Raw genomic sequence first — 22,628 nt, 5'->3', positions numbered from 1 at the left:
ATTGCTTTTTTAAAAATAATGTTTTATAATAAATATAAGATAATAAATGAAGGAGGATATTATGACATTATTTATTATTGGACTTATAATTTTATTTGGAGGAGGATTTCTATATTCAAAATATGTTGAAAGTCAACTAGAACCTGACGATAGAGAAACTCCAGCAGTTAAAAAAGCCGACGGTGTCGACTTTGTAGTAATGAGTGAGGCTAAAAACTGGCTTATCAACTTACTTAACATAGCAGGTACAGGCCCTATTCTTGGACCTATCCAAGGTATCTTATTTGGACCTATTGCCTTTATCGCTATTCCAGTAGGTTGTGTTATTGCAGGTGCAGTTCATGATTTCATGACAGGCTTTATCTCAATGAGAAATGGTGGTAGCCAAGTTCCAAAATTAGTTGGTAAATACATAGGCGATGGAGTTAGAAAATTCTACAATATTGTTATTGCTGTTCTTTTACTCCTAACTGGTGTTGTATTTGTTTATACACCTGGTGACTTAATTGCTAAATTTGTACTTGGTAAAGAACCAGAAGGCACTGTAATTTGGATTATATATGCTGTAATATTTGCTTATTATATCCTATCAACAGTAATGCCTATCGATAAGCTTATCGGTAGAATTTACCCAATCTTTGGTGCTTTCCTAATCATATCAGCTATTGGTGTTTTAATCGGTATCTTTATGAAAGGTTCAGCTCACCTATCTTTTGAAGGCCAAGGACTTCTAGCTCAACATCCAAAGGGACAAAAATTCATCCCAGCATTCTTCATTACTGTAGCTTGTGGTATCCTATCAGGTTTCCACGGCTCACAAGTAACCCTTGTATCTAGAACTGTAAAAAGTGAAAGAGAAGCAAGGACAACCTTCTATTCTACAATGATAGCAGAAGGCTTTATAGCTATGATATGGGCAGCAGGTGCTATGGTTCTTTTCTCAACAGGAGAAGCTCCACTAGATACAGCTGGTACAATCATGGTTGGTAATATTTCTAAATTCTTTATGGGTAATATCGGTGGTCTACTAGCAGTAGTAGGTGTAATCGCACTTCCTATCACATCAGGTGATACAGCATTTAGATCTCTAAGACTAATAATTTCAGAAGAATTAAATATAGACCAAAGAAATGGTTCAAAAAGAGCTGGTCTAGCTGCTTGTCTATTTATTCCAGCATCAGCTATCCTATACTTTGCAAAATCAAATCCTAATGGATTTAACATTCTTTGGAGATACTTCGGATTTACTAACCAATTCGTAGCAATCTTTGCCCTAGCAGTTGCAACAATTTACCTAATGTATAATAACAAAAACTACTTTATTACACTTATACCAGGAATGTTCTACTGCTTCATAGTATTCTCATTTATAATCAATGCTGACCCAATAGGATTTAGACAACCTTACACAATTGCTTATCCAATAGCAGCTGTCATTACCGTTGCTTATGCATGGTTTGTAGTAAGATGTGGAAAGAAGAATAGATCTAGAATTGAATCAATAGTTTTAGACTAAGATAAATTTAAAGGTGGCTTAGGCCACCTTTTTTCTATTCAAAAAGGAGACTTATGAAAATAAAATTAGATAAAAAAGGAAGAGAATTCGCAGCTAAAAAAGACATTAAGGCCTTATTTATTAATCCTGACCTAGATAGCAAGGAATCCTGCTGCACAATTGGAACTGTAGATTTTGATGTAAGCACAAAGCAAGTAGGCAAGCTTGAAAGCTACCATAAATATGATGATGAAAATATTGAAATTTATGTCAATCCTAATATCTATGCCTTTATAAAAGACGATGAGGAAATTGAAATATCAGCCTTTGGCCTAGGATCTTTTAAAAAATTTTATATAAAAAATGAAATAAACACAATCGAGAGATAAAATGGATGAGATTTATAAAAAAATAGAAAACTTTAAAAACAAATACCCTCTTGCAGATGACCTTGAATCTAGAATTCCTAATCCTAAATTTAGGTATATGGGAAATAAGGTCTTAACCCAGGCAATTTCTGCCATACTTTCAGGCAAAAATATCTTGCTTGTTGGTGAGAAGTCTACAGGCAAAAATGTCCTTGCAGAAAACCTGGCCTATCTTTTTAATAGGCCTATGTGGAATGTTTCCTTCCACCTAAGCCTTGATGCCTCAAGCCTAATCGGCGATGATACTTTAAAATCAGGTAATGTTGTGTTTAGGGAAGGGCCAATAAGCCTTGCAAGTACTCATGGAGGCTTTGCGGTTCTTGATGAGATAAATATGGCTAAAAACGAGGCTATGGCAGTCCTCCACTCAATCCTAGACTACAGGAGAATGATTGACATACCTGGCTATAAGCTAATAAAAGTCCACCCTGCCACCCGCTTTATAGCAACCATGAACTACGGCTACGAAGGAACTCGCGACCTAAATGAGGCCCTTTTATCAAGATTTGTCATCATAAAGATGCCAAGGATATCTGATGATGACCTAAAATATCTTATAAAAACCCATTATCCTTACCTAAGAGAATCCTACCTTAAAGACCTCACAAACTTTTTTAGGGACCTAAAAGATAAGGCAGAGGCACACGAAATTTCTGAAAGTGCTCCAGATTTAAGGGGAATGTTCGATGGCCTTGACCTAGTTAAAGAAGGCCTTGAATTAAAAGAAGCTATGAGGCTCTGCCTAGTAAATAAAGTCTTTGATGACTATGAAGCAGAACTTATCGAAGATTTACTAAAGGCAAGATTTAAGGATGATATTTATCACAAAGATATGACCAATGAATAAATATAACGAAGAGATAAATGAAAACCGAATAAACAACCTTCAATGGGCAGGAGCAGAGTCTTATGACTTTGATAATTTTATTTCAGGTTCAAATATAGATGGAAACCCTGACTTCTACCTAAATTTAATAATTGGCCTTGCAATTAAATACCTAGGTTATATTGAAATTAAAAAGCTCTTTGACTCTTGGGCCTATAATATTAAAAGAGATAAGTACGACCTTGCCTTTATTTATATAATAGAAGACTTCACCTATAATAAAGAAGTCGTAATAAGGCCAGTTTTAGAATCTCTTAGAAAATCCTATGCCAAAAAATTTCTTGATGATAAGTATGATTTGCAAAGAAGAAATCTTGCCCTAAGGCAAAACAAAATCTACCGCCTAGAAGAAATAAGAATGAGGGAAATTCTAAATCTTAAGAAGGCCACAATTTCCAAAAAAGATAGGGACCTCTACCTGGCCCTAAGGTTAGAAGCTGATACAAATAAAGAAAATCTTGAAGCTAGGGTCAAAGATTTATTTGAAAAATATTTAGGATATAAAGAAAATAACATCCTTAAAAACCTCCCAGCCCTAAACATTTCTCTCTTTGAAAATGCAGGAATGCTGAGCCTTGAAAGATCAAACTTGCCAGCTGATTTTAAGGCCAAAGGAGAAAAATCTCACGGATTTGCTAGCCTAGTCCTTGCCTATGGAAACAAAAAACGTAAGGCAAGTCTAAAATTTATAGAAAAGACTTTTGGCAAGTCAATATTTGATGAAGAGATTAGACTTGGCATTGAAAGAGATTTGTGCACAGGTTCCCACAAAAGATCAAAACTTTACTTTTCTAGAGGCATCGATGAAAATGACAAGGACCTTGACCAAGACCTCAATAAAAAGACCATAGCAAGACACCTTTTAAAATTTAAGGCTCATAAGGCATCCTACAATAGGGCCATATCTGTCTTATCTAAGGAAATAAAGTTAAAATTAAATCTAACCAGCTCACTTGATCAAGACCTAAGCCAAAGAGGAAGGCTCGTGCCAAAGCTCGCCTATAAGGTAGAAATTAGTGACAGGGCGAAAATTTTTAAGAAAAATACACTCAAGGCTAATCCTTCTATGAAGGTAGATCTACTAATAGATGGGTCTGCCTCCCTCCTTGATAAGGAATCAGAGGTTGCCATAGAAGCCTATATTTTAGCAAAATCTCTAGAAAATAATAATATCCTAAACAGAGTCATAGCCTTTCAAACTGTAAATGACTTTACTATTTTATCCATACTCAAGGATTATGATGATAAAACAGAGATGAAAAAAATCTTTCGTTTTAAGGCCATGGGTTGGAATAGGGACGGCCTTATCTTTAGGGCCTACAGGGCAATTTTAGATAAGGATATCAAAAACACCCTAAGCCTAATACTAACAGATGCCAATCCCCAAGACCTAAAACCTTTAATTAGCGATGGCTTTAAGTTAAATAAACCCTACCAAGAAGAGCCTGCCCTTGATGATACCAAAAAAAGTTTGGCCCATCTGAGAAAAAAGGGCCTTAGTATAGCGGCTATCATAAATGGCAATAAGCTAGACAATGCTAAAGTCCTTTATCGCAACAATTTTATAAAAATAGATGATCCAGCTGGAATATCGTCTGCTGCCGGCAAATTTATCAAAAAACAAATATCAAAAGTAGAAAAATAAGCTATTAAATTAAATGCCTTATCATATAAACCTTTCCGGTTTATATATACATGGTAAAATTTAATAGCTTTTTTAGTCGAAAAATTCTTAATTAAAAAATATATATTTACATATTGTAGGGATATTCCAATGGTGATATAATTATGATAAAGATTATCATATTCAAAGGAGGTCTTATGATAAAAATTAAAAATTTATGTAAAAGTTATGGGCAAGGCCAATCGAAAATTGACGTTTTAAAAAATATTGACCTTGAAATTGAAGATGGTAAAATAATTTGTATTTTAGGACCTTCAGGCTCAGGCAAGTCTACCCTACTTAATATTATAGGTGGTATTGAAACAATTGATTCAGGCCAAGTTGATATCTATGGGGAAAACCTTTCTAATATGACCAAGAAAGATTTGGAATCCTATAGAAGAGATAAGTTAGGTTTTGTTTTTCAATTTTACAACCTAATCAGCGACTTAAATGTATTAGAAAATATTGAATTAGGCAAGTATTTAGCAAAAAATCCCCTTGATATAGATAAGCTTGTTGAAGATTTGGGAATAAAGGATCAATTATACAAATATCCTAATGAAATATCAGGTGGGCAGGCCCAAAGAACCTCGATTGCTAGAGCCCTCATCAAAAGTCCACAGATTTTAATCTGTGATGAGCCTACAGGCGCCCTTGATTATGAAAGTGCAAAAGACGTTTTGAATTTGATTGAAAAAATGAACAAGGAATATAAATCAACAATTCTTATTGCTAGCCACAACGTTCAGATAAGCAAAATGTGCGATTATATTCTAAAAATCCACGATGGCAAGGTTAAATCTTACCTTAAAAATGATGAAAAAATTCTAGCAAAGGATGTGACCTGGTAATGAAAAACCCAATTTATAAAAGAGCCTACAGGCAAATTTACTTTCACCCATCAAGAGTCTTGCCGATTTTCCTTGCTCTTTGCTTTATAATAATTTTTTCTTCATCATTTTTTATAGCACAAGATTCAACAAAAAAAATCTATTACAAACTTATAGAAAATGGAAAGGTCGAAGATGGTAACTTTACATGCCTTGAAAAATTAGATGAAGATACAAAAATAGAAATAGAAACTAAAAATATCAGTCTTTATGAAAATTTTTATGTTAACGCCAAGTCTACAGATAATAAAAAAATAAGAGTTTTTGAAAATAGAGATAGGATAAATATTCCATCTATACTTGATGGAAGACTGGCTAAGGAAAAAAATGAATTAGCTATTTCTGCAAACTATGCCAGGGCAAATAAAATACAAGTAGGAGATATGGTTAAACTTGAAGGAAAAAGTTTTAAGATAGTTGGTCTTATAGCACTTCCTGATTATTCAACCCTTCTTAAAAATAACTCCGACCTAGTAATGGATACAGGCTATTTTGGTGTAGGTCTTGTTTGCAAAGATGGACTAAAAGATTTATCTGAACAAATTTCTTACCAATATTCCTACAAAGACCAAGAAAATTTACCAAAGTCTAAGGCTAGAGATAAGCAGAAAGATATCATTAAAATTGTTAATCAAAAAAATATGGTTATAGATGCTCTATTAAACTATGATAATCACTGCATTAGATATTTCATAGAAGATATGGGTGGCGATGTGCCTATGATGACTGCAATTATGGTAGTTTTGGTTTTAGCCATTGCCTTTATAAGTGCAATCCAGGTTAAAAGTATGATTGAAGAAGAAGCTCCAATAATTGGTACCCTACTTGCTTCAGGCTATAAAAAACGAGAGCTAGAAAAAAACTATATGCTAATGCCAATCTTCATTAGCTTAATCTCATCCCTTATCGGTAATTTAATCGCCTATAGCCATACATACAAGACCTATACAGATCTTTATTACAAGTCCTATGACCTGCCAAAATTTGTAGTTTCATTTAACTTAAGGTCGTTTTTCCTTACAAGTCTTATCCCACTTTTGATATATTTAATAATCAATTACCTTGTAATTGGAAGGGCACTTAAAGGCAAGGTTATTGACTTTCTTAGAAATACAATAAAATCACCTAAAGCAAAAATGAGGATAAAACTTGATAAGTTCTCCTTCATTAACAAGTTTAGAATTAGAGTTTTACTTGCAAATAAAGCAAATATTATTAGTCTAATCTTTGGAATAGGCCTAGCAAATATACTTTTAATTTATTCTCTAGGAGTTAAACCTGTCTTTACAAATTATGCACAAAAAGTGAAGGATTCGATGAAATACGAACATACTTACCTCATAAAAGCTCCTGATCCAAACATCAAAGCCGATAAAATCTCTATGATGAGTTTTGAGTTAGCAGATTTTAATATGAAAAAAATCCAATGTCTGGGAGTAGATCCTGATTCTAAATATAAGGACCTAAATATAAAAGACCTTAGTCCTAATGATATAATAATTTCAAATGGTCTTGCTAAGGTATATAAACTAAAAATAGATGATGAAATCAAGGCTGTAGAAAACTTCAATAATAAAAAAGTAAAATTAAAGGTAAAAGCTATAGAAAAAAACAATACTAAATTCCAAATCATAGGTAAAAGAGAGGACTTAAATAAAATAATAGGTCAAGAAAAGGAATATTTTAATGCCTATGGGTCTGATAAAATCCTAAATATCGACAAAAATCTCTTGGTTAACGAAATTGATAAAAAAGAAATGAATAAATTTATGACTCATTTCCTAGATTCCTTTGGCGGAGTCTTTGATAGTCTGCTATTTATTTCCCTAGCTTTTTACCTAATAATTTCTTATCTTGTAACAAGCCTAATAATAGATAAATCTAAGACAAATATATCCTATCTTAAAGTTTTTGGAATAAGAGATAAAGAAAATGCGGCTATTTATACTAATCCTATTTTTCTAATCCTTATATTATTTGAAATCGTAATGATACCTGTCATGGACTTTTTAATTAGACTCATGACAAGCTATGCCCTTACTAAACTAGATGCCTATGTAGAAGTAAATATTCCCCTATCTAACTTCATAAAAGCAATCGCTCTAAGCCTAATTATATTTATAATAGTTCAACTACTGGAAAAGATTAAGATTTCAAAAATTGATATGGTTAAGGAATTAAAAGTTATTAATGGATAAAGAATTGTGAAAAATATGAAACTGCCCCCTAAATTTCCTTAAGGAGGGCAGTTTTATTTTGAAATCATTTATTTTCAAATTTTAAAAATTTATCAGATAGGTATAGGGAAATAATTATCTCCCCAAGGCCAAAAAGAGCTAATAAGGCCAAATCATTGATACCGATATATCTTAAATTATTGGCTTCAATTGCCAAAAAGCTAAGTCCTACAATTTTTAAAGACTTAAAGGCTGTGGCAAAGCCAAAGATTGTAAAGATAGTTGATAAGAGGACTATTATCCCAAAGGACCTAATCCTTATAGCAAGGGCTCCAAATATCCCAATTATAGGAAGGGATAAAAGTATGGACAGGATCATATAGTAAAGATATATGCTAAAGTCAATACTTGCAAAGCCTGCTATGAATTTGCCAGAAAGGTAAAATAGACCTAGGAAATATATTTGACAAAGGCTTACTAGGATAAAGGCTAGACCTAACTTAGCTATTACAAAGTCTATATTTTTCTTTGGGCTTAGTCTGATAAATTTAAGGCCTGCCTTGTGTTCTGTTGCCCATAGGCTTGCAATTATTATTGCAATTAAAGGGATGAAGAAAAAGGAAAAGTAAAACAAACTTACTTGAGTCCACAAAGATTGCCACCCCTTAGTTAAGGCCCCTTTATTGCCCAAATAATTTATAAGACCAAAGGCATTGGCTAGTAAGGGGATTATTAAGCTTACTAACAAAATATTTACAAATTTTATTTTCTTAATTTCTAATTTTAACATTTTTCCTCCTAGTCCTTGTATAAGCTATAAGATTTCATGGATTTTAAATAATAAAGACTTCCTAGCAGAAATATTAGGGAGATGATTAACGTATAGAAATTTATCGGATTTAATACCTGAATAAATTTACCTCCCTCATTTACATAAGAAATATTTAGTAGACTTGCCATCCAGGCAAAGGGATTTACAAAAGATAAAGTTTCTGAACTAAGCATTGTTATTATGCCAGTAAGACCTCCTATTATTGATAAAAATGATAGGGTGTAGACTTTTTTACTCTTCATTTCTATAATCATAAATAAACTTACGAAAAATAAATTTATTATAAGGGCTGTTAGGTTTACAAGTACAAATCTTAAGACCATGTCACCACTAAAATTAAAATTAGCTGATCTTTTTGCTAGGCTTAAAAATACTAGTCCTTCTATTATTTGTAAGAAAACTAGCCTTAAAGCTAAAATCTTAAATTTATCAAAAAGTATGGAATTAACTTTTTCTCCAAGGATTATCTGCATTTGCCACATCTTATTTTTTTCTTCAATCTCTATTACTTTTTTTACTAATGATGATATTAGTATTGGATTTATCAGCAAGGAAATAAATAAATAGGTGTCTAAAATGTAAGCCAGTGGATAAGAGCTTTGAGGAAAAGACTTATTAAAACTTGCTCCTAGGACTATTAACATCTGACCTAAAAATACTATTAGCATCAAGAAATTTATTCCAAGCCTTTTATATTTTTTTCTTTCTAAGTTTGCCATCTTATGACCTACTTTCTTCTATAAATAGCTTTTCAAGACTTTCTTTTTCTTCCTCTATCCTGTAAATATCAACCTTGCCATGGAGGAAATTCACAATATCTCCTATGTCTTGATTTGAAATCTTACCTAAAATAATTTTTTTATCCATCATCCTATCTTGGCCAAGGCCCAAAAGCCCTAGGGCCTTCTTATTATCTGAGGTTAGTAAGGATATAAATGGTGGATGAAGCTTCCTATAATCTTCTAGGCTTCCATTGTAGGTCAATTTTCCATTTATTAGGATTCCTATGTGAGTAGCTATTTTTTCCATTTCATCAAGAATGTGTGAAGATATCAAGATGCTTGTAGAAGTGTTTTTGACAAGATTTTTAAATAAGTTCCTCATCTCCTCTATTCCTTGAGGATCAAGTCCATTTATTGGCTCATCAAGGATTAAAAGTTTAGGACTTCCGATTAGGGCCATAGCAATGCCTAGTCTTTGCTTCATACCAAGTGAATATTCTCTTGCTTTCTTTTTGCCTACATTATTAAGACCAACCATAGCTAAGGTTTTTGGGATTTCCTCTATTTTTATCCCCTTAAGCTTACATATTATTTCAAGATTTTCATAGCCTGTTAGGTGGTCATAAAAGGATGGATTTTCGATTAAAGCACCTAGATTTTTGTTTAAATCTTTTTGGTTCTTGGGATTTACTTCCTGACCAAAAACCTTAACAAGGCCTCCATCTTTTTTGACAAGACCCAAGATACTCTTCATTAAAGTAGATTTTCCTGCTCCATTTTTTCCTATTAGGCCATAAATTGCACCCTCTTCAATTTCTAAAGAGTCGATATCTAAGACCTTTTTGTTGTTATATGATTTTTGTAAATTTTTAACTTCAAGTATTTTTTTCATAATCATTCCTCCTAAAACCATAATACCAAGACCTGATAAAGATAAAGTTTTAGTTAGGTCACTTTTACATCACAAAAGCAAATAAGGCTCGAGTCTGGTGTATAATAAGGATAACAAGGAGGCTTAGATGGATATAAGGAGTAATTTTTCAATATTAGTGGTTGATGATGAAAAGACCTTACTAGAAAATTTATATAATTTTTTGAAAGATAAGGGATTTAAAAAAGTTTATACTGCCAAAAACTTAAAGGAAGCTAGATTTAAAATTTCAAATTTAAAAATTGACCTGGTTGTTTTAGACTTGATGCTTCCAGATGGGAGTGGTTTTGATTTGTTAAGGGAAATTAGAAAGACTTCAGACATGGCTGTTATAATTTTATCTGCCCTAGATGGCCTTGATGACAGAAAAGAAGGCTTTGAAAATAAGGCCGATGACTATCTAGTCAAGCCCTTCTTCCCTGAAGAGCTCCTTTGGAGAGTAGATGCTATCTTAAGAAGAAGTAAAAAAGTTAAATCTGTTGATAAAATAAATTTAGGCAAGGTAATTTTTGATATGTCCAAGGGTGTCCTCATCAAAAATGGCGAGGAAATCGCCCTTACAGCCACCCAATACAAAATCCTAGCCTATTTATCTGAAAATATAAATATGATTGTCTCTATAGATAGGATTTTAGACCACATCCGGGAAGATTCCTATGGTTATGAAAACACTCTAATAACCCACATCTATAGACTAAGAGAAAAGCTTGAGGATAATCCTAGAGAGCCAAAGATTTTGATAACCATAAAGGGCCTTGGTTATAAGCTTGTTAAAGAGGATTAGATGTTTGACTATATTTTAAAAAGATTTAAGAAAATTGTAATCAGAATATTGGTCTTGCTATTTTTCCTAATATTTTTATTTATGACCTTCCTCTACCTAAACTACAGGCTTAACAATAAATACCCAAATCCTAACGATGTTTTTTCATATGTAGAAACTAATAAAACTAGGACCTACCTTAATGATACAAATAAGGAATTCCTAAAAGAAAATGATATTTGGGCTATAAGAATAAATAAAGATGGAAAGGTCATAGAATCTTTTTCCAAGCCAAAGGAAGTTAAGGATAAATTTGAAATCACTGATGTGGCAGGCTTTACAAGATATTATCTAGCTGATTATCCTGTATTTACCTACATCCTAGATGATGGGTTAATCCTTTTTGCTTATCCTAAAAATTCCTTAGACAAGCTTCCCTTTAATTATTACAATTATAAGGATCTGATTTTTAATGTAAAACTCTTTATAGGATTTGTAATTTTATTTTTAGCCCTTGTCTATATTTTTTATATGATTGATATCAAAAACATCTTAAAAAATACCCTTCTCTTTCAAAATGCTCTTGATAGGCTCTACGAAGATGATTTTGAAAGGCTAGATGAATATGGAGACTTGAAAGACCTTGCTGTTTCTGTAAACAAGGCTAATGAAAAGTTCAACAATCTAAAAATTGCCCAAGGCAAGTGGATTAGAGGCCTTAGCCACGATGTAAGAACTCCTCTTGCTAAGATTTCTTGGGAAGTTAGCAAAAACAATAAAAATGACCTCGATATCCAAAATATCCAAGACCAAGTCCTAAAAATTTCAAATATCCTAGAAGGCCTAAACCTTACCATGTCCCTTTCAAATATTGATAAGAAAGACTTTAAGTCTCAAAATCCTGTCAAAATTATTAGAAAAGTAATTGTCGATAAGCTAAATGAGAATCCTGATAGGGAAATTATTTTTGAAAATAAGCTAGAAAAAAATGATTTAAAGATTAGAATGGATGCTAATTTATTTTATAGAATGCTTGAAAATATCCTAAAAAACTCCCTCACTTATACAGAAGGGAATATTCTTGTTAGGCTCACAAATCCTGATGGTAGGCTGATTATTACAATAAGTGATCAAGGAAGGGGGATTTCTTATGACCTTATAAGGAGAATTAATGAGGAAGATTTGACCAATATAACCAAACACGGTTTGGGGATTTTTATTTCAAAGCAAATCGCCGAATTGCATGACGGAGCTTTTCTTATTGCAAATAAAAAGCCTGGCCTTGAGATATCTTTTATCTTTAACCATATAGAATAAATAAAAAAGCTGGCCCTAAAATAGCTTTAGGGTCAGCTTTTTTTAGAACAAGCCATCAAATAGGCTCATTTGATTTTCTTCTTGGATACCATCTATGATTCCCAAGTCTTTTAGGCTTTTGATGGCGTTTTTATTTAGGCAAGTTCTAGACCTTAGATCTTCTATTGATATAAAATTGCCCTTTTCACGCTCTTCTACTATGTCCTTTGCCATAGCTTCACTTACATCATCCACTGCCGCAAGTGGTGGGAGAATTGCCCCATCTTCTATCAAGAACTTCCTAGAATCTGACTTGTAGATGTCAGCCTTTTTGATTTTTATCTCCCTAGCATGCATCTCTTCAGCCACTTCTAAGACTGTCTTTAGGGCATTGTCCCTTTGGGTAAGGTCAAACCTATCCTTGTAGGAATCAAGAGCAAGCCTTACAGCATCAAAACCGGATAGAATTGTCGAATAGGAGAAGTCATTTAGCTTGGAATTAAAATATGAAGCGTAAAAAGCTTCTGGGTAATAAACCTTATAATAGGCTATCCTATAAGACATCAGACAATAGGCAACGGCGTGGGCCTTTGGGAAAAGATATTTTATCTTTAGGCAGGATTCCACATACCAATCCTTGACCCCATTTTCCTTCATATAAGCAATAGTCTCATCATCAAGGCCCTTTCCCTTACGAACCCTTTCCATGATTTGGAAGGATTTTTTCTTATCAAGGCCTTCAGTGATTAAGGCATTCATGATATCATCCCTAGTTGAAATTATTTCGTCAAAGGATGCTGTATTTGATTTTACAAGGTCTTGGGCATTATTAAGCCACACGTCTGTTCCGTGGGAGAGACCAGAAATCCTAGCCATCTCTGAAAATTTCTTAGGATAGGTATCCTTTAACATCCCCCTTACAAAGTTTGTACCAAACTCAGGTATGCCAAGGGTTCCTATGTCATTATTTGAAAAATCGTGCTTAATCTTAAGAGGCTCTGTAGATGAAAATATCTTCATGACATTGGCATCATCCATCTTTATATTTAAGGGATCTGTATCTGTTAAATCCTGGAGGGCCCTTATAATTGAAGGCACATCGTGGCCAAGAAGGTCAAGCTTAAGGAGGGTTTCTTCCATTACTGAATATGGGAAGTGAGTCGTCCTTATATCTCCCCTCGGATCGTCTGCTGGATACTGGATTGGGGTTATATCAAAGACATCTATATCATTTGGCACAACTATAAGGCCACCCGGATGCTGGCCAGTTGATCTTTTGACATCCTTTAGCCCCCTTTGAAAGCTTCTAATCTGAGCATTGGTTAGGTTTAGATTATTTTCTTCCATGTATTTTTTGATATAACCAAAGGCTGTATTGTCCTGGATTTTGCCGATAGTTCCTGCCCTAAATACATGGCCCCTACCAAAGAGCTCTTCTGTATATTTGTGGATTGTAGGTTGGTATTCACCAGCGAAGTTTAAGTCTATATCTGGTTCCTTATCTCCTTCAAAGCCCAAAAATACCTCAAAAGGTATGTTGTGCCCATCTTTTTTCATCTCTGTCCCGCATTCTGGACAAGCTTTATCTGGATAATCTATACCTGAACCCAAGAGGTCTTCTGGGAAAAACTCTGAGTGCTTGCAATTTGGGCACACATAGTGAGGGCAAAGTGGGTTTACCTCTGTAATATCAGCCATTGTCGCTGCAAAAGATGAACCGACCGATCCCCTAGATCCTACAAGGTAGCCATCGTCGTTAGATTTTTTAACTAGCTTTTGGGCTATGATATAAAGGACCGCATAGCCATTTGAAATAATGGAGTTAAGCTCTTTTTCAAGCCTTGCCTCGACAATTTCTGGTAGCTTGTCTCCATAGATTGAGTGGGCCTTTCTAAAACAAGTTTCCCTAAGCATCTCTTCAGACCCCTCGATTTTTGGAGGGAAAGTGCCAGGTGGAATCGGCCTTAAATCTTCAATCTGGTCTGCAATTTTTTTAGGGTTAGCTATTACAAGGTCATAAGAAATTTTATCACCTAAATAAGCAAATTCCCTAAGCATCTCATCTGTAGTCCTTAGGTAGTAAAGAGGACGATTTTCCTTATAGAAGAAGAAGGACCCCTTCTTTAGGATATTTCTAAGCTTATAGTCCCTTGGATTTAGGTATCTTACCCCACCGGTTGCTGCTACAAGCTTTTTATCGCGATTTCCATAGGCAATTATCTTTTCATTTATGGCCCTTACCTGGTCTTTGGAATCAATTTTCCCACTTTCTATCATATCTTCATAGATAGATAGGGGCTCAACCTGGTAGAAATCAAAGAGCCCTAGATATTTTTCTATATCCCTATCAGATCTTTGATTTATTAGATAATCGACAAGAATTCCTTCAGATCCACCAGAGCCTAAAATTAGGCCCTCACTATATTTTAGAATCGTAGATAAAGGAGTCCTCGCTTCGCCATTTGCTATATGGTTCATCCTTGATTCTGAAATTAGTTGGTAGAGATTTTTAAGACCTATCTTATCCTTGGCATAGGCTAAAACTGAATAGGTTTTGTGCTTGGCCTTTGGATAATTAGTCGTTAGAGAATTGATATTTAGAAGGCTTATGCCCTCTTCTTTAGTAATCATCTCAAACATCTTAATGAAAATCTGGGCTGTAGCCCTAGCATCATCGCTTGCCCTGTGGTGGTTAAAAGCTGGGATTTCAAGCTTTCTAGCTATTTTATCTAGGGAGAACTTGCCCATATCATCAAAAAGTGCCCTAGCCATTGGCAAGGTGTCTAGGTAGACTGGGTCAAATTTAAGTCCTAACTTTTGGGCATTAACCCTAATAAAGCCAACGTCAAAGTCTGTATTTTGACCAACTAGGATTGCATCCCCACAAAATTCTAAAAATCCTGGCAAGACCTCATCTATCTTTGGCTTATCGGCAAGCATGGCATCTGTTATGCCTGTTATCTCTATAATTTTTTCAGGCAACATCCTTTCAGGGTTTATTAGCTGGTTGTAAGTCTCGGTTATTTCTCCATTTTCAACCCTAACTGCACCAATTTCTGTAATGGCATCCCTATATCTTAAAAGGCCTGTGGTCTCTATATCAAATACTACGAAAGAGCCTTCTTCAAGCTTTTTAAAATCTGCTGGATCCTTTTCTGATAGATTTGTAAGAATCCTAAGGTCATCTTCAACCATAAGGAGTTCTGCACCTGGCAAAACCTTGATACCTTTTGACTTGTACTTGTCATAGATATTTGGTAGGACTTGGAGGTTCTCCGTATCGGTTATACCAATTGTATCCCAACCCCAGTCTGTAAGAGTGCCTAAAAGGTCTCCATCATCCACAAAACCATCGAGGTTGGTATATTTGGTGTGAAGCTGGAGCTCAAAACGCTTGTCAGCTGCTAGGTCAACTTTCTTACCAATTAGAGCCTCCCTCACAGAATTGATTGTAAAGACATCTTCCTTGGCAAAGTCATCAAAGTTAAGAGTTCCTTCAACCTGGACTGCCATCCCATCTTTTAGGCCTTCAAGCTTATAATTGTTATTTTTATTGGCAAAAATCTTACAAGATATGGCATCGGTCTTATCTTCAAGGTCAAAGGTATAGATAAAATATCCATTTTTAGTCTCAAAGCAAGATAGTCCAAAAATCCTACCTAGGAGGCCATTTGCCATGCCCTTTTTATCATAAAGATCTTCTATATTTATAGGCTCTAGCCTTTGCTTTTTACCAAAATTTAGGCCATCCTCAGCTGGCTTTTGCTTTTGGATTTTTTCCTTGGCTGAGTTTTGGATAGAAATTGCATTGGCAATTTGCCTTTGGAGCTTGGCCTCCTTGGCTTTTTTTAGGTCTTTTGCCGAGTCTTGTTCATTAGGATTTTCTTCCTTTTGAGGAATTTCTCCCGTTGCTGTTTTTTCTTCTTGAGAAGAAGTTCCTTCCTTATTTGAATTTAAAGGCTCATCTTCTACTTTTTCAGGCTTTTGGCCAATATTTTGAAAATTATCACTTGGCATATCTTCCTTACTAGGCTTTAAGTCTTCATAAGGAGGTATATCCATATAGTCAATTTCTTCTTCAAAATCATCCACAAACGAATCGTAATTATTACCTAAATTTTCAGGAACTTCTTCATTTATATTTTCTAATTCATGAGGCTCTTCTATCTCTATTTTTTTATAGCTTATAGAAAGGTCCATGTCAGAAAAATATTCTCTTAGGTCTTCCTCCTTGTTGCTTAAAAGTGGGTCTTCGCTTTCTATCAAAAGGTGGAGCCTATTTTCTTTTTTGTAATAGGTAGCTTCAATTATATAAAAAATTTCTTTTTCAATTTTTATTAAAGAGCCCAGATCAATTCTCATCTTGCTTTTCTTTCAAAACTTCTATTAGGGTATCTACTATTTCTTCTTCCTTTACTTTCTTGATAGTCTTTCCATCTTTAAACAAGAATCCCATGCCATTTGCTGCAGAAATCCCATAGTCAGCTTCCTTTGATTCTCCAGGCCCATTTACTGGACAACCCATGATTGCAACCTTAGTATTTACCTTAAGGCCCTTTGATTTTTCTTCAACTTCTGCAACAATATTTGGAAGGTCTACGGTAGTTCTTGAGCAAGTTGGACAAGATACTATATCAAGCCCATCTCGTCTTAGGCCAAGGGCCTTTAGAATTGCCTTGCCAGCCTTAACTTCTTCAACAATATCACCTGTGATTGAAACCCTAAGCGTATCGCCAATTCCATCTTTTAATAAAGAACCTATACCAATTGATGATTTGACAAGGGCTTGATAGAGAGGTCCTGCCTCTGTTACTCCTAGGTGAAGTGGGTAGTCAACCTTTGAAGATAAGAGCCTATAGGCATCTATCATGGTATTTACATCAGATGATTTTACAGATATTTTTATATCGTGAAAATCCATGTCTTCAAGGATTTTAACCTCTTCAAGGGCACTTGCCACAAGGGAATCCTTATTAACTCCCCCAAAGCGATCGACAATTTCTCTTGAAACAGAACCTGAGTTTACCCCAATCCTTATTGGAATTGAGCGTTTCTTGCATTCTTCAACTAAAAGAGCTACCTTATCCTTGCCGCCAATATTGCCTGGATTGTATCTTAAGCAATCACAGCCATTTTCTACAGCTGCTAGGGCAAGCTTGTAATCAAATTGTATATCTGCTACAAAAGGAATATTTGTAGCTTCCTTAATTTTTCTGATGGCCTTAGCATCTTCTATGGTATTGATGGCTGAGCGAGATATATCGCAGCCTTCAGCCTCAAGGGCCCTTATTTGCTTTACTACCGCATCCACATCTGATGTTTTTGCTGTTGTCATTGATTGGATAGAAATAGGAGAGTCGCCTCCAATAGCAACATCTCCTACAAAAATTTTCCTAGTTTGTCTTCTCATTTTGCCTTCCTTTTAAAATAAATTAATTATATCTTTTATGCTTACCAAAATTATAAGTCCCATTAGGAGGATAAATCCAACTATGGTGATTCTTTCTTCGATTTTTTTGTTTATTTTCTTGCCTGTCAATATCTCTATCCCACTTGTCAAAAGCTTTGACCCGTCAAGGGCTGGTATTGGAAGTAGGTTAAAAACTGCTAGGTTAACAGAAATATAACCTAAAAAGTATAAGAGATTGGCAAGGCCGTTATTGGCTTGGTTGCCCATTTCCTTTAGGACTCCAATTGGACCTGATAGGGCTCCTAGGGCAATTTTTCCTGTAAATAGTCTACCAAGAACTGTAAAAATCATCTTGATATTTTTCCAAGTTTCACTAAAACCAAGGCCAATAGCTTCAAAAAATCCTGGCCTCTTTCTTGCTGGCATTATACCAATATAGGCAGAATCATCTTTTACTTCTACCTTCAAATCTACAGCTGTGATGGTATCTGAACTTTCTCTATAATACTGAACTGTGATAGGCTTATCATAATCCTTATCCTTATAAAAATCAGCAATTCCTGCAGAAATATCAGTGAAATCTTTGATATCCTTATCTCCAACTTTTCTTATCTCATCTCCTACTTGCATGCCAGCTTCTTTAGCTGGTGAATTTTCTGTAAAATCCCCTATTGAAGTAGTAATTATCCCTGCCATAAGGCCCACAGTCATAAAGACTAGGACAGCTATAATAAGATTAGCTACAGGGCCTGCCAAGATTGTTAGAAATCTCTTAGAAGCCGGTGCCCTATCAAAAGATCTAGGGTCTGGCGATTCTTCATCCTCACCTTCCATGGCACAGTAGCCACCAATTGGGATTAGCCTTAAAGAATAAAGGGTCTCTCCCTTTTCTTTAGAAAAAATAAGGGGCCCCATGCCCACTGCAAACTCATTTACCTTGATTCCAGAAAGTTTGGCCACAAGGAAGTGACCAAACTCGTGAAATACAATTAGTAGCAAAAATAGTACTACCGCTATTAATATTCTCATCAATTCTCCTTAAATCCTAGAAAAAAGATAAAGGACAGGTGCAATAAACATGATAGAATCAAACCTATCAAGGATGCCACCATGGCCTGGTATTAGGTTACCAAAATCTTTAATTCCAGTTTGTCTTTTAATATAAGATGCAATCAAGTCACCAATTTGTGACATAATCGCAGCAATAATTGTAAAAATAACTATCTCTCTAACATAAGTGTCAAGGCCAAATTCATGGCAATAGACAATATTTAAAATCGTAGCTCCAGCAATTCCACCAATTGACCCCTCAATGGTCTTATTCGGGCTAATGTGAGCCATCCATTCCATCTTGTGCCTGCCAAAAAGGCTGCCAACAAGATAGGCAAAGGTATCAGATCCCCAGGCTGTAATATAAAGCATCCACACATAGGACACATTTTTTATCCTTAGGATATGGGAGATCAAAAATGATACATAAAGCATAACAAAGGCTGCAGCAAAGCCATCATAAAGGCTGTAGTGACCAGTTAGGATGATGTACATAAATAAATACAAAACCGAAACCACAAGGGAAGCTATATAAATATCAGAATTATTTATAAAGGCCGCAAGCATGATTATCCCATTAGTAAAATAAAGGCACTTCATTGGTAGGTGGAGTTTAATCTTACTAAGGGCCTTATCCATCTCATGGAGGGCTATATAAGAAAAAGCTGCCACTCCAAGAGCAAGTGGAATCCTGCCCAAGTAAGTTATTAAAATCAAAAGTGTTAATATTACAGCACCACCAAAGGCCCTGTTTAAAAACTTAATCATAGGCCACCATATCTTCTATCTCTTCTAGTAAAATCAAGGATTGCATCCTTTAAATCATCCTCAGTAAAATCTGGCCACAAAACATCTGTAAAATAAAGCTCTGTGTAAGCCATCTGATAGATTAGAAAATTAGACAACCTAAGCTCACCGCCAGGTCTAATCAAAAGGTCTGGGTCAGATTGACCTGATGTATATAAATTATCAGAAATCATCTCTTCTGTAATATCATCAGGACCATATCCCTTGGCCATAATTTCTCTAAAGGCATGGACAAGCTCATCCCTACCCCCATAATTAAGGGCAATATTTATAAGCAGAGACTTGTTATCCTTGGTTTTATCCAAGGCATAAAGGCAAGCTTCTCTTGTTTTTTCTGGAAGCTTAGAAATATCTCCCAAGAAATTAAGCTTACAATCTTCTGCAATAAGTTCATCAAGTTTGGATTTTACAAATTTAATAAGCAAATCCATCAAAAATCCGACCTCACTAGCGGGTCTTTTCCAATTTTCTGTAGAAAATGCATAAAGAGTCAAAGTCTTAATGCCAAACTTCTTGGCAGACCTTGCAATCCTAATCACATTTTCCGCACCTTCCTTATGGCCGAAGGTCCTAGGCCTATTTTGTTTCTTAGCCCATCTTCCATTGCCATCAAGAATGATAGCAAGATGGGATGGTATTTTTAATTCAGTCATAAGTCCTCTCTTAAATTCCTTAAGTCATTATACTCAAAGACTGGCTAATTTTCTATAAAAAATAAGGGCAGCCTTATATAAAAGCTGCCAACTTATTATAAAATTTTCCTTGCCAATTTCCTTCCTATTAAATAGATTAAAACTCCCAACAAAATAAGGTAAATCGATCCTATATAGCTATCAAAATGATTTATACCATATTTTACACTTAGGCTGCCATCAACAATTTCTTCAGCTAAGAAATAAGTGAGGGGATTTAAATATGAATAGGACCTAAACAAGTATAAAATTAAAAACATCATTAAGATTATTAAGGCAAGGTATAAATAGGTCTTAAACATATCTTTAACAATAAGGCTTAGCAATTGAACAATGCTTAGCAAAAACATTAGAAAAGATAGGCTTAAAATCATCGTATCTAATAGATATCTGCCAAGAGAGATATAGGTAAAATCCTTTGAATAGTCTGTAGCAAGATTCGGATCAGCTACCCTTCCTAAATATTTTAAAATAGGAAAATTTAAAGTATGCCTAGGGTCATTGAAAATTCCCAAAATTACAATCACAAGGCTTGTCACTAGTAAAAATTTAAGGCAAAAAGTAAGACTTGCTAGGAATTTTTTATCATAGACTTTTCTTAAATCAAGAGGCTGAGTCCTTAACAAATCATAGGAATTTTCATTAATAAATTCATATTTATAAGCTCCTCCATAGATAAATACGCATATCGTTATAAGAACGATAAGAAGTTTATATTCATTTATAAGCTTTAAAAACAGTATAAAAGAAGAAGTATCCTTAGGTATCTGAGCCTTTATAGCAGCATCCAAAACCCTTTCATCTTTTAACTTATCATAATAAGTAAGGCTTCTATCAAAAATTAAATTCATAGGCTTGATATCTCTACTTATTAGCTCTTTTCTGAAACTATGGCTGGCTTGTTTTGAAAACTCAGATATCTTTCCATTTATCAAATTTCCCTCAGAAACCTTAAAGTGCTCATCGGCAAGATTTGGGTTTAATTCATCACCAAGACTTTCAGCAAACAAACTAGCTTTTGACAAAATTTTATAAAAATTCTCCGAATCAGATGCTTCCTTTAGCCTGTCCAGGTCATTAAGCTTATCCATATAAGCCTGAGTCTTGGAAGCTAAGTTGGGATCCTCACCTTTATCACTTGTATTAGAGTTTTCAATAAAATTTGCCCCATCTCTTATCATGGCAATCTTCATAAAGGTATTTTTATAAGCATAAAAATCTTTGCTTGTCATTTTTGACCTTAGATTTATAGAGAAAATTAGTAATATAAGTGCGATAAGAGTGAAGCTTAGGCCTGTATTTTTGCTAAAAGATTTTATTTTAAGTTTTTCAAAAGAAAGTAAATCCTTAACCTTTATTCTTTCTTTTTTAATTTTGTTTCTACCAATCTTTCCCTTAGCAAATTTTATAAAACCATAAGCAATTATCAAAAATAATATCCCGAAAATTAGATAAATTCCTATAAGGCTTAATTTAAAACTTGGGCTTTGGTAAGAAAAATCGACCCTTCCTTTTATATTCCCCATTAATTTTTTGCTGCCGAGAATAAAATCATAATAGGAAAAATAAAATGGATTGTAGATGGTTTGTAATTTTTCAGCAAATTCAGTTAAAGCACCTAAAACTCCACTTATAAATACCACTGTTTCTAGAAAAATATTGGTATTTTTAAAAATCAATCCTAAGCTTATAAAGGCACTACTAAAGAAAAACACTCTTGCCATAAAGATAAGAAAAGTTTTCCATAGAAATCCAGCAAAAACAACCTGGTTTTGATTTTCCCCAAAACTTCCTATTGGTAAAGTAAAAATCCAATCATAATCCCCATTAATTTTACCTATTAAAAGTGATGTTAGTACAATTATAAGAAAATATATAAAAGCTAGAAAAAGTCCTAGACTAAGCTTATCAAGTAAAATCCAAATCCTTTTCTTGATAGAAGTTAATTTTAAAAAGGCCTGACCATTTTCATAATCCCTACTAAGGCTTGCACCTACAAATAGGCTTATTAACAGGACAGGAACTAAGCCGAAATATATTTTTATATTAGAATAAAAAATATTTTGACTTGACTTTCTTATATTTTTTATAAAAGATTCTGGGCTTAAGTCTCTACTTTCAATATTTCTATAAAAATCCCTTAAGAATATTAATTTCTGCTCATTTAGAGGACTTGTCTTAAGCTTGTACTTATCAATAAAATTTAAGATATCCTCGAAAAAAGATGCTCTCATAATAGGAGGATTTTCTCCTAGGTATTCATCACTTGAAAGTACCATTTCATCATAATCAATTTGCCCAACAATCTTTTGGTAATCTTTATTAAAATTATCTGTCACTCCTTGCCAAATCGTAGTAGGTGGGTAAGTGTCAGAAAGTTTAAAGCTAAGATCATTATCTTTTTCTAAAACCCTATCAAGTACATTCACATCTTCCAAACCGTCAATTAAAAAATAATCAATATCTGCTTTTTTGATAAAATTGATAAAAAGGACAAAGATAAGACTAGCGAGGATAAAAATAAGGAAAATTTTATTTTTTATAATCTTTTTTAATTCAAATTTCATAATTTTTCCTTCCTAT

General features: G+C 34.2%; 17 protein-coding genes. 8 read left to right on the top strand and 9 right to left on the bottom strand.

Going from position 1 to position 22,628, the window contains the following annotated elements:
- Nucleotides 1-61: 61 nt before the first annotated feature.
- From C8269_RS00555 to C8269_RS00530, 6 genes are all read left to right on the top strand, one after another.
- Nucleotides 62-1,516 carry a carbon starvation CstA family protein gene (locus tag C8269_RS00555; RefSeq protein WP_106459948.1) on the top strand — a complete coding sequence of 485 codons (1,455 nt, stop codon included), beginning with the start codon at nt 62-64 and terminating at the stop codon, nt 1,514-1,516.
- A gap of 53 nt (nt 1,517-1,569) precedes the next feature.
- On the top strand, nt 1,570-1,884 hold the full coding sequence (locus C8269_RS00550) for a hypothetical protein (protein ID WP_106459947.1): 315 nt from the start codon (nt 1,570-1,572) through the stop codon (nt 1,882-1,884).
- Nucleotide 1,885: 1 nt separating this feature from the next.
- Nucleotides 1,886-2,770, top strand: coding sequence for an AAA family ATPase (locus tag C8269_RS00545; RefSeq protein WP_106459946.1), 885 nt, complete (start codon nt 1,886-1,888; stop codon nt 2,768-2,770).
- Nucleotides 2,763-4,454 (top strand): vWA domain-containing protein, encoded by a 1,692-nt coding sequence (locus tag C8269_RS00540; protein ID WP_106459945.1) that lies wholly within the window; start codon nt 2,763-2,765, stop codon nt 4,452-4,454. The genes C8269_RS00545 and C8269_RS00540 overlap by 8 nt, the downstream gene beginning before the upstream one ends.
- A 176-nt stretch (nt 4,455-4,630) precedes the next feature.
- Complete coding sequence (locus tag C8269_RS00535; protein WP_106459944.1) at nt 4,631-5,326, top strand: ABC transporter ATP-binding protein; 696 nt, start codon at nt 4,631-4,633, stop codon at nt 5,324-5,326.
- Complete coding sequence (locus C8269_RS00530; protein WP_106459943.1) at nt 5,326-7,563, top strand: FtsX-like permease family protein; 2,238 nt, start codon at nt 5,326-5,328, stop codon at nt 7,561-7,563. The genes C8269_RS00535 and C8269_RS00530 overlap by 1 nt, the downstream gene beginning before the upstream one ends.
- A 64-nt stretch (nt 7,564-7,627) precedes the next feature.
- On the opposite strand, the gene C8269_RS00525 is transcribed toward C8269_RS00530, so the two are convergent.
- Genes C8269_RS00525 through C8269_RS00515 form a run of 3 tightly spaced genes read right to left on the bottom strand, consistent with a single transcriptional unit; the run spans nt 7,628 to nt 9,988 of the window.
- The gene (locus tag C8269_RS00525; protein WP_106459942.1) at nt 7,628-8,332 is read right to left on the bottom strand and encodes an ABC transporter permease; all 705 of its coding nucleotides are present in this window, start codon (nt 8,330-8,332) and stop codon (nt 7,628-7,630) included.
- Nucleotides 8,333-8,340: 8 nt separating this feature from the next.
- Complete coding sequence (locus C8269_RS00520) at nt 8,341-9,093, bottom strand: hypothetical protein (RefSeq protein ID WP_106459941.1); 753 nt, start codon at nt 9,091-9,093, stop codon at nt 8,341-8,343.
- A gap of 1 nt (nt 9,094) precedes the next feature.
- Nucleotides 9,095-9,988 (bottom strand): ABC transporter ATP-binding protein, encoded by an 894-nt coding sequence (locus C8269_RS00515; protein WP_106459940.1) that lies wholly within the window; start codon nt 9,986-9,988, stop codon nt 9,095-9,097.
- A gap of 127 nt (nt 9,989-10,115) precedes the next feature.
- On the opposite strand from C8269_RS00515, the gene C8269_RS00510 reads away from it, so the two are divergent.
- Together C8269_RS00510 and C8269_RS00505 are read left to right on the top strand one after the other, a co-directional pair.
- The gene (locus C8269_RS00510) at nt 10,116-10,811 is read left to right on the top strand and encodes a response regulator transcription factor (RefSeq protein ID WP_106459939.1); all 696 of its coding nucleotides are present in this window, start codon (nt 10,116-10,118) and stop codon (nt 10,809-10,811) included.
- Nucleotides 10,812-12,107, top strand: a complete 1,296-nt coding sequence (locus C8269_RS00505; protein ID WP_106459938.1) for a sensor histidine kinase — start codon at nt 10,812-10,814, stop codon at nt 12,105-12,107.
- A gap of 42 nt (nt 12,108-12,149) precedes the next feature.
- Here C8269_RS00505 and C8269_RS00500 read toward each other — a convergent pair whose 3' ends face one another.
- From C8269_RS00500 to C8269_RS00475, 6 genes are all read right to left on the bottom strand, one after another.
- Nucleotides 12,150-16,448 (bottom strand): PolC-type DNA polymerase III, encoded by a 4,299-nt coding sequence (locus C8269_RS00500; RefSeq protein WP_106459937.1) that lies wholly within the window; start codon nt 16,446-16,448, stop codon nt 12,150-12,152.
- On the bottom strand, nt 16,438-17,496 hold the full coding sequence (gene ispG, locus C8269_RS00495; protein WP_106459936.1) for a flavodoxin-dependent (E)-4-hydroxy-3-methylbut-2-enyl-diphosphate synthase: 1,059 nt from the start codon (nt 17,494-17,496) through the stop codon (nt 16,438-16,440). Before ispG ends, C8269_RS00500 begins: the two co-directional genes overlap by 11 nt.
- A gap of 12 nt (nt 17,497-17,508) precedes the next feature.
- On the bottom strand, nt 17,509-18,528 hold the full coding sequence (gene rseP / locus C8269_RS00490) for an RIP metalloprotease RseP (protein ID WP_106459935.1): 1,020 nt from the start codon (nt 18,526-18,528) through the stop codon (nt 17,509-17,511).
- 6 nt (nt 18,529-18,534) lie between these two features.
- Entirely contained in the window at nt 18,535-19,314 is a 780-nt protein-coding gene (locus C8269_RS00485) for a phosphatidate cytidylyltransferase (RefSeq protein WP_106459934.1), read from the bottom strand.
- The gene (locus tag C8269_RS00480; protein WP_106459933.1) at nt 19,311-20,006 is read right to left on the bottom strand and encodes an isoprenyl transferase; all 696 of its coding nucleotides are present in this window, start codon (nt 20,004-20,006) and stop codon (nt 19,311-19,313) included. Before C8269_RS00480 ends, C8269_RS00485 begins: the two co-directional genes overlap by 4 nt.
- Nucleotides 20,007-20,101: 95 nt before the next feature.
- Nucleotides 20,102-22,612 carry a hypothetical protein gene (locus C8269_RS00475; protein ID WP_106459932.1) on the bottom strand — a complete coding sequence of 837 codons (2,511 nt, stop codon included), beginning with the start codon at nt 22,610-22,612 and terminating at the stop codon, nt 20,102-20,104.
- Nucleotides 22,613-22,628: the final 16 nt, after the last annotated feature.

The organism is Anaerococcus sp. Marseille-P3915 (genome assembly GCF_900258475.1).
In the GTDB taxonomy this organism is placed as follows: Bacteria; Bacillota; Clostridia; order Tissierellales; family Peptoniphilaceae; genus Anaerococcus; species Anaerococcus kampingae.
Note: the sequence above shows the minus strand (reverse complement) of the source record. Positions and strands in the feature narration are given on the sequence as shown.

Bases quoted from the DNA above. Each gene is read 5' to 3' on its own strand.
- C8269_RS00555 (WP_106459948.1), top strand. From the start codon at position 62: ATGACATTATTTATTATTGGACTTATAATTTTATTTGGAGGAGGATTT.
- C8269_RS00550 (WP_106459947.1), top strand. From the start codon at position 1,570: ATGAAAATAAAATTAGATAAAAAAGGAAGAGAATTCGCAGCTAAAAAA.
- C8269_RS00545 (WP_106459946.1), top strand. From the start codon at position 1,886: ATGGATGAGATTTATAAAAAAATAGAAAACTTTAAAAACAAATACCCT.
- C8269_RS00540 (WP_106459945.1), top strand. From the start codon at position 2,763: ATGAATAAATATAACGAAGAGATAAATGAAAACCGAATAAACAACCTT.
- C8269_RS00535 (WP_106459944.1), top strand. From the start codon at position 4,631: ATGATAAAAATTAAAAATTTATGTAAAAGTTATGGGCAAGGCCAATCG.
- C8269_RS00530 (WP_106459943.1), top strand. From the start codon at position 5,326: ATGAAAAACCCAATTTATAAAAGAGCCTACAGGCAAATTTACTTTCAC.
- C8269_RS00525 (WP_106459942.1), bottom strand. From the start codon at position 8,332: ATGTTAAAATTAGAAATTAAGAAAATAAAATTTGTAAATATTTTGTTA.
- C8269_RS00520 (WP_106459941.1), bottom strand. From the start codon at position 9,093: ATGGCAAACTTAGAAAGAAAAAAATATAAAAGGCTTGGAATAAATTTC.
- C8269_RS00515 (WP_106459940.1), bottom strand. From the start codon at position 9,988: ATGAAAAAAATACTTGAAGTTAAAAATTTACAAAAATCATATAACAAC.
- C8269_RS00510 (WP_106459939.1), top strand. From the start codon at position 10,116: ATGGATATAAGGAGTAATTTTTCAATATTAGTGGTTGATGATGAAAAG.
- C8269_RS00505 (WP_106459938.1), top strand. From the start codon at position 10,812: ATGTTTGACTATATTTTAAAAAGATTTAAGAAAATTGTAATCAGAATA.
- C8269_RS00500 (WP_106459937.1), bottom strand. From the start codon at position 16,448: ATGAGAATTGATCTGGGCTCTTTAATAAAAATTGAAAAAGAAATTTTT.
- ispG (WP_106459936.1), bottom strand. From the start codon at position 17,496: ATGAGAAGACAAACTAGGAAAATTTTTGTAGGAGATGTTGCTATTGGA.
- C8269_RS00485 (WP_106459934.1), bottom strand. From the start codon at position 19,314: ATGATTAAGTTTTTAAACAGGGCCTTTGGTGGTGCTGTAATATTAACA.
- C8269_RS00480 (WP_106459933.1), bottom strand. From the start codon at position 20,006: ATGACTGAATTAAAAATACCATCCCATCTTGCTATCATTCTTGATGGC.
- C8269_RS00475 (WP_106459932.1), bottom strand. From the start codon at position 22,612: ATGAAATTTGAATTAAAAAAGATTATAAAAAATAAAATTTTCCTTATT.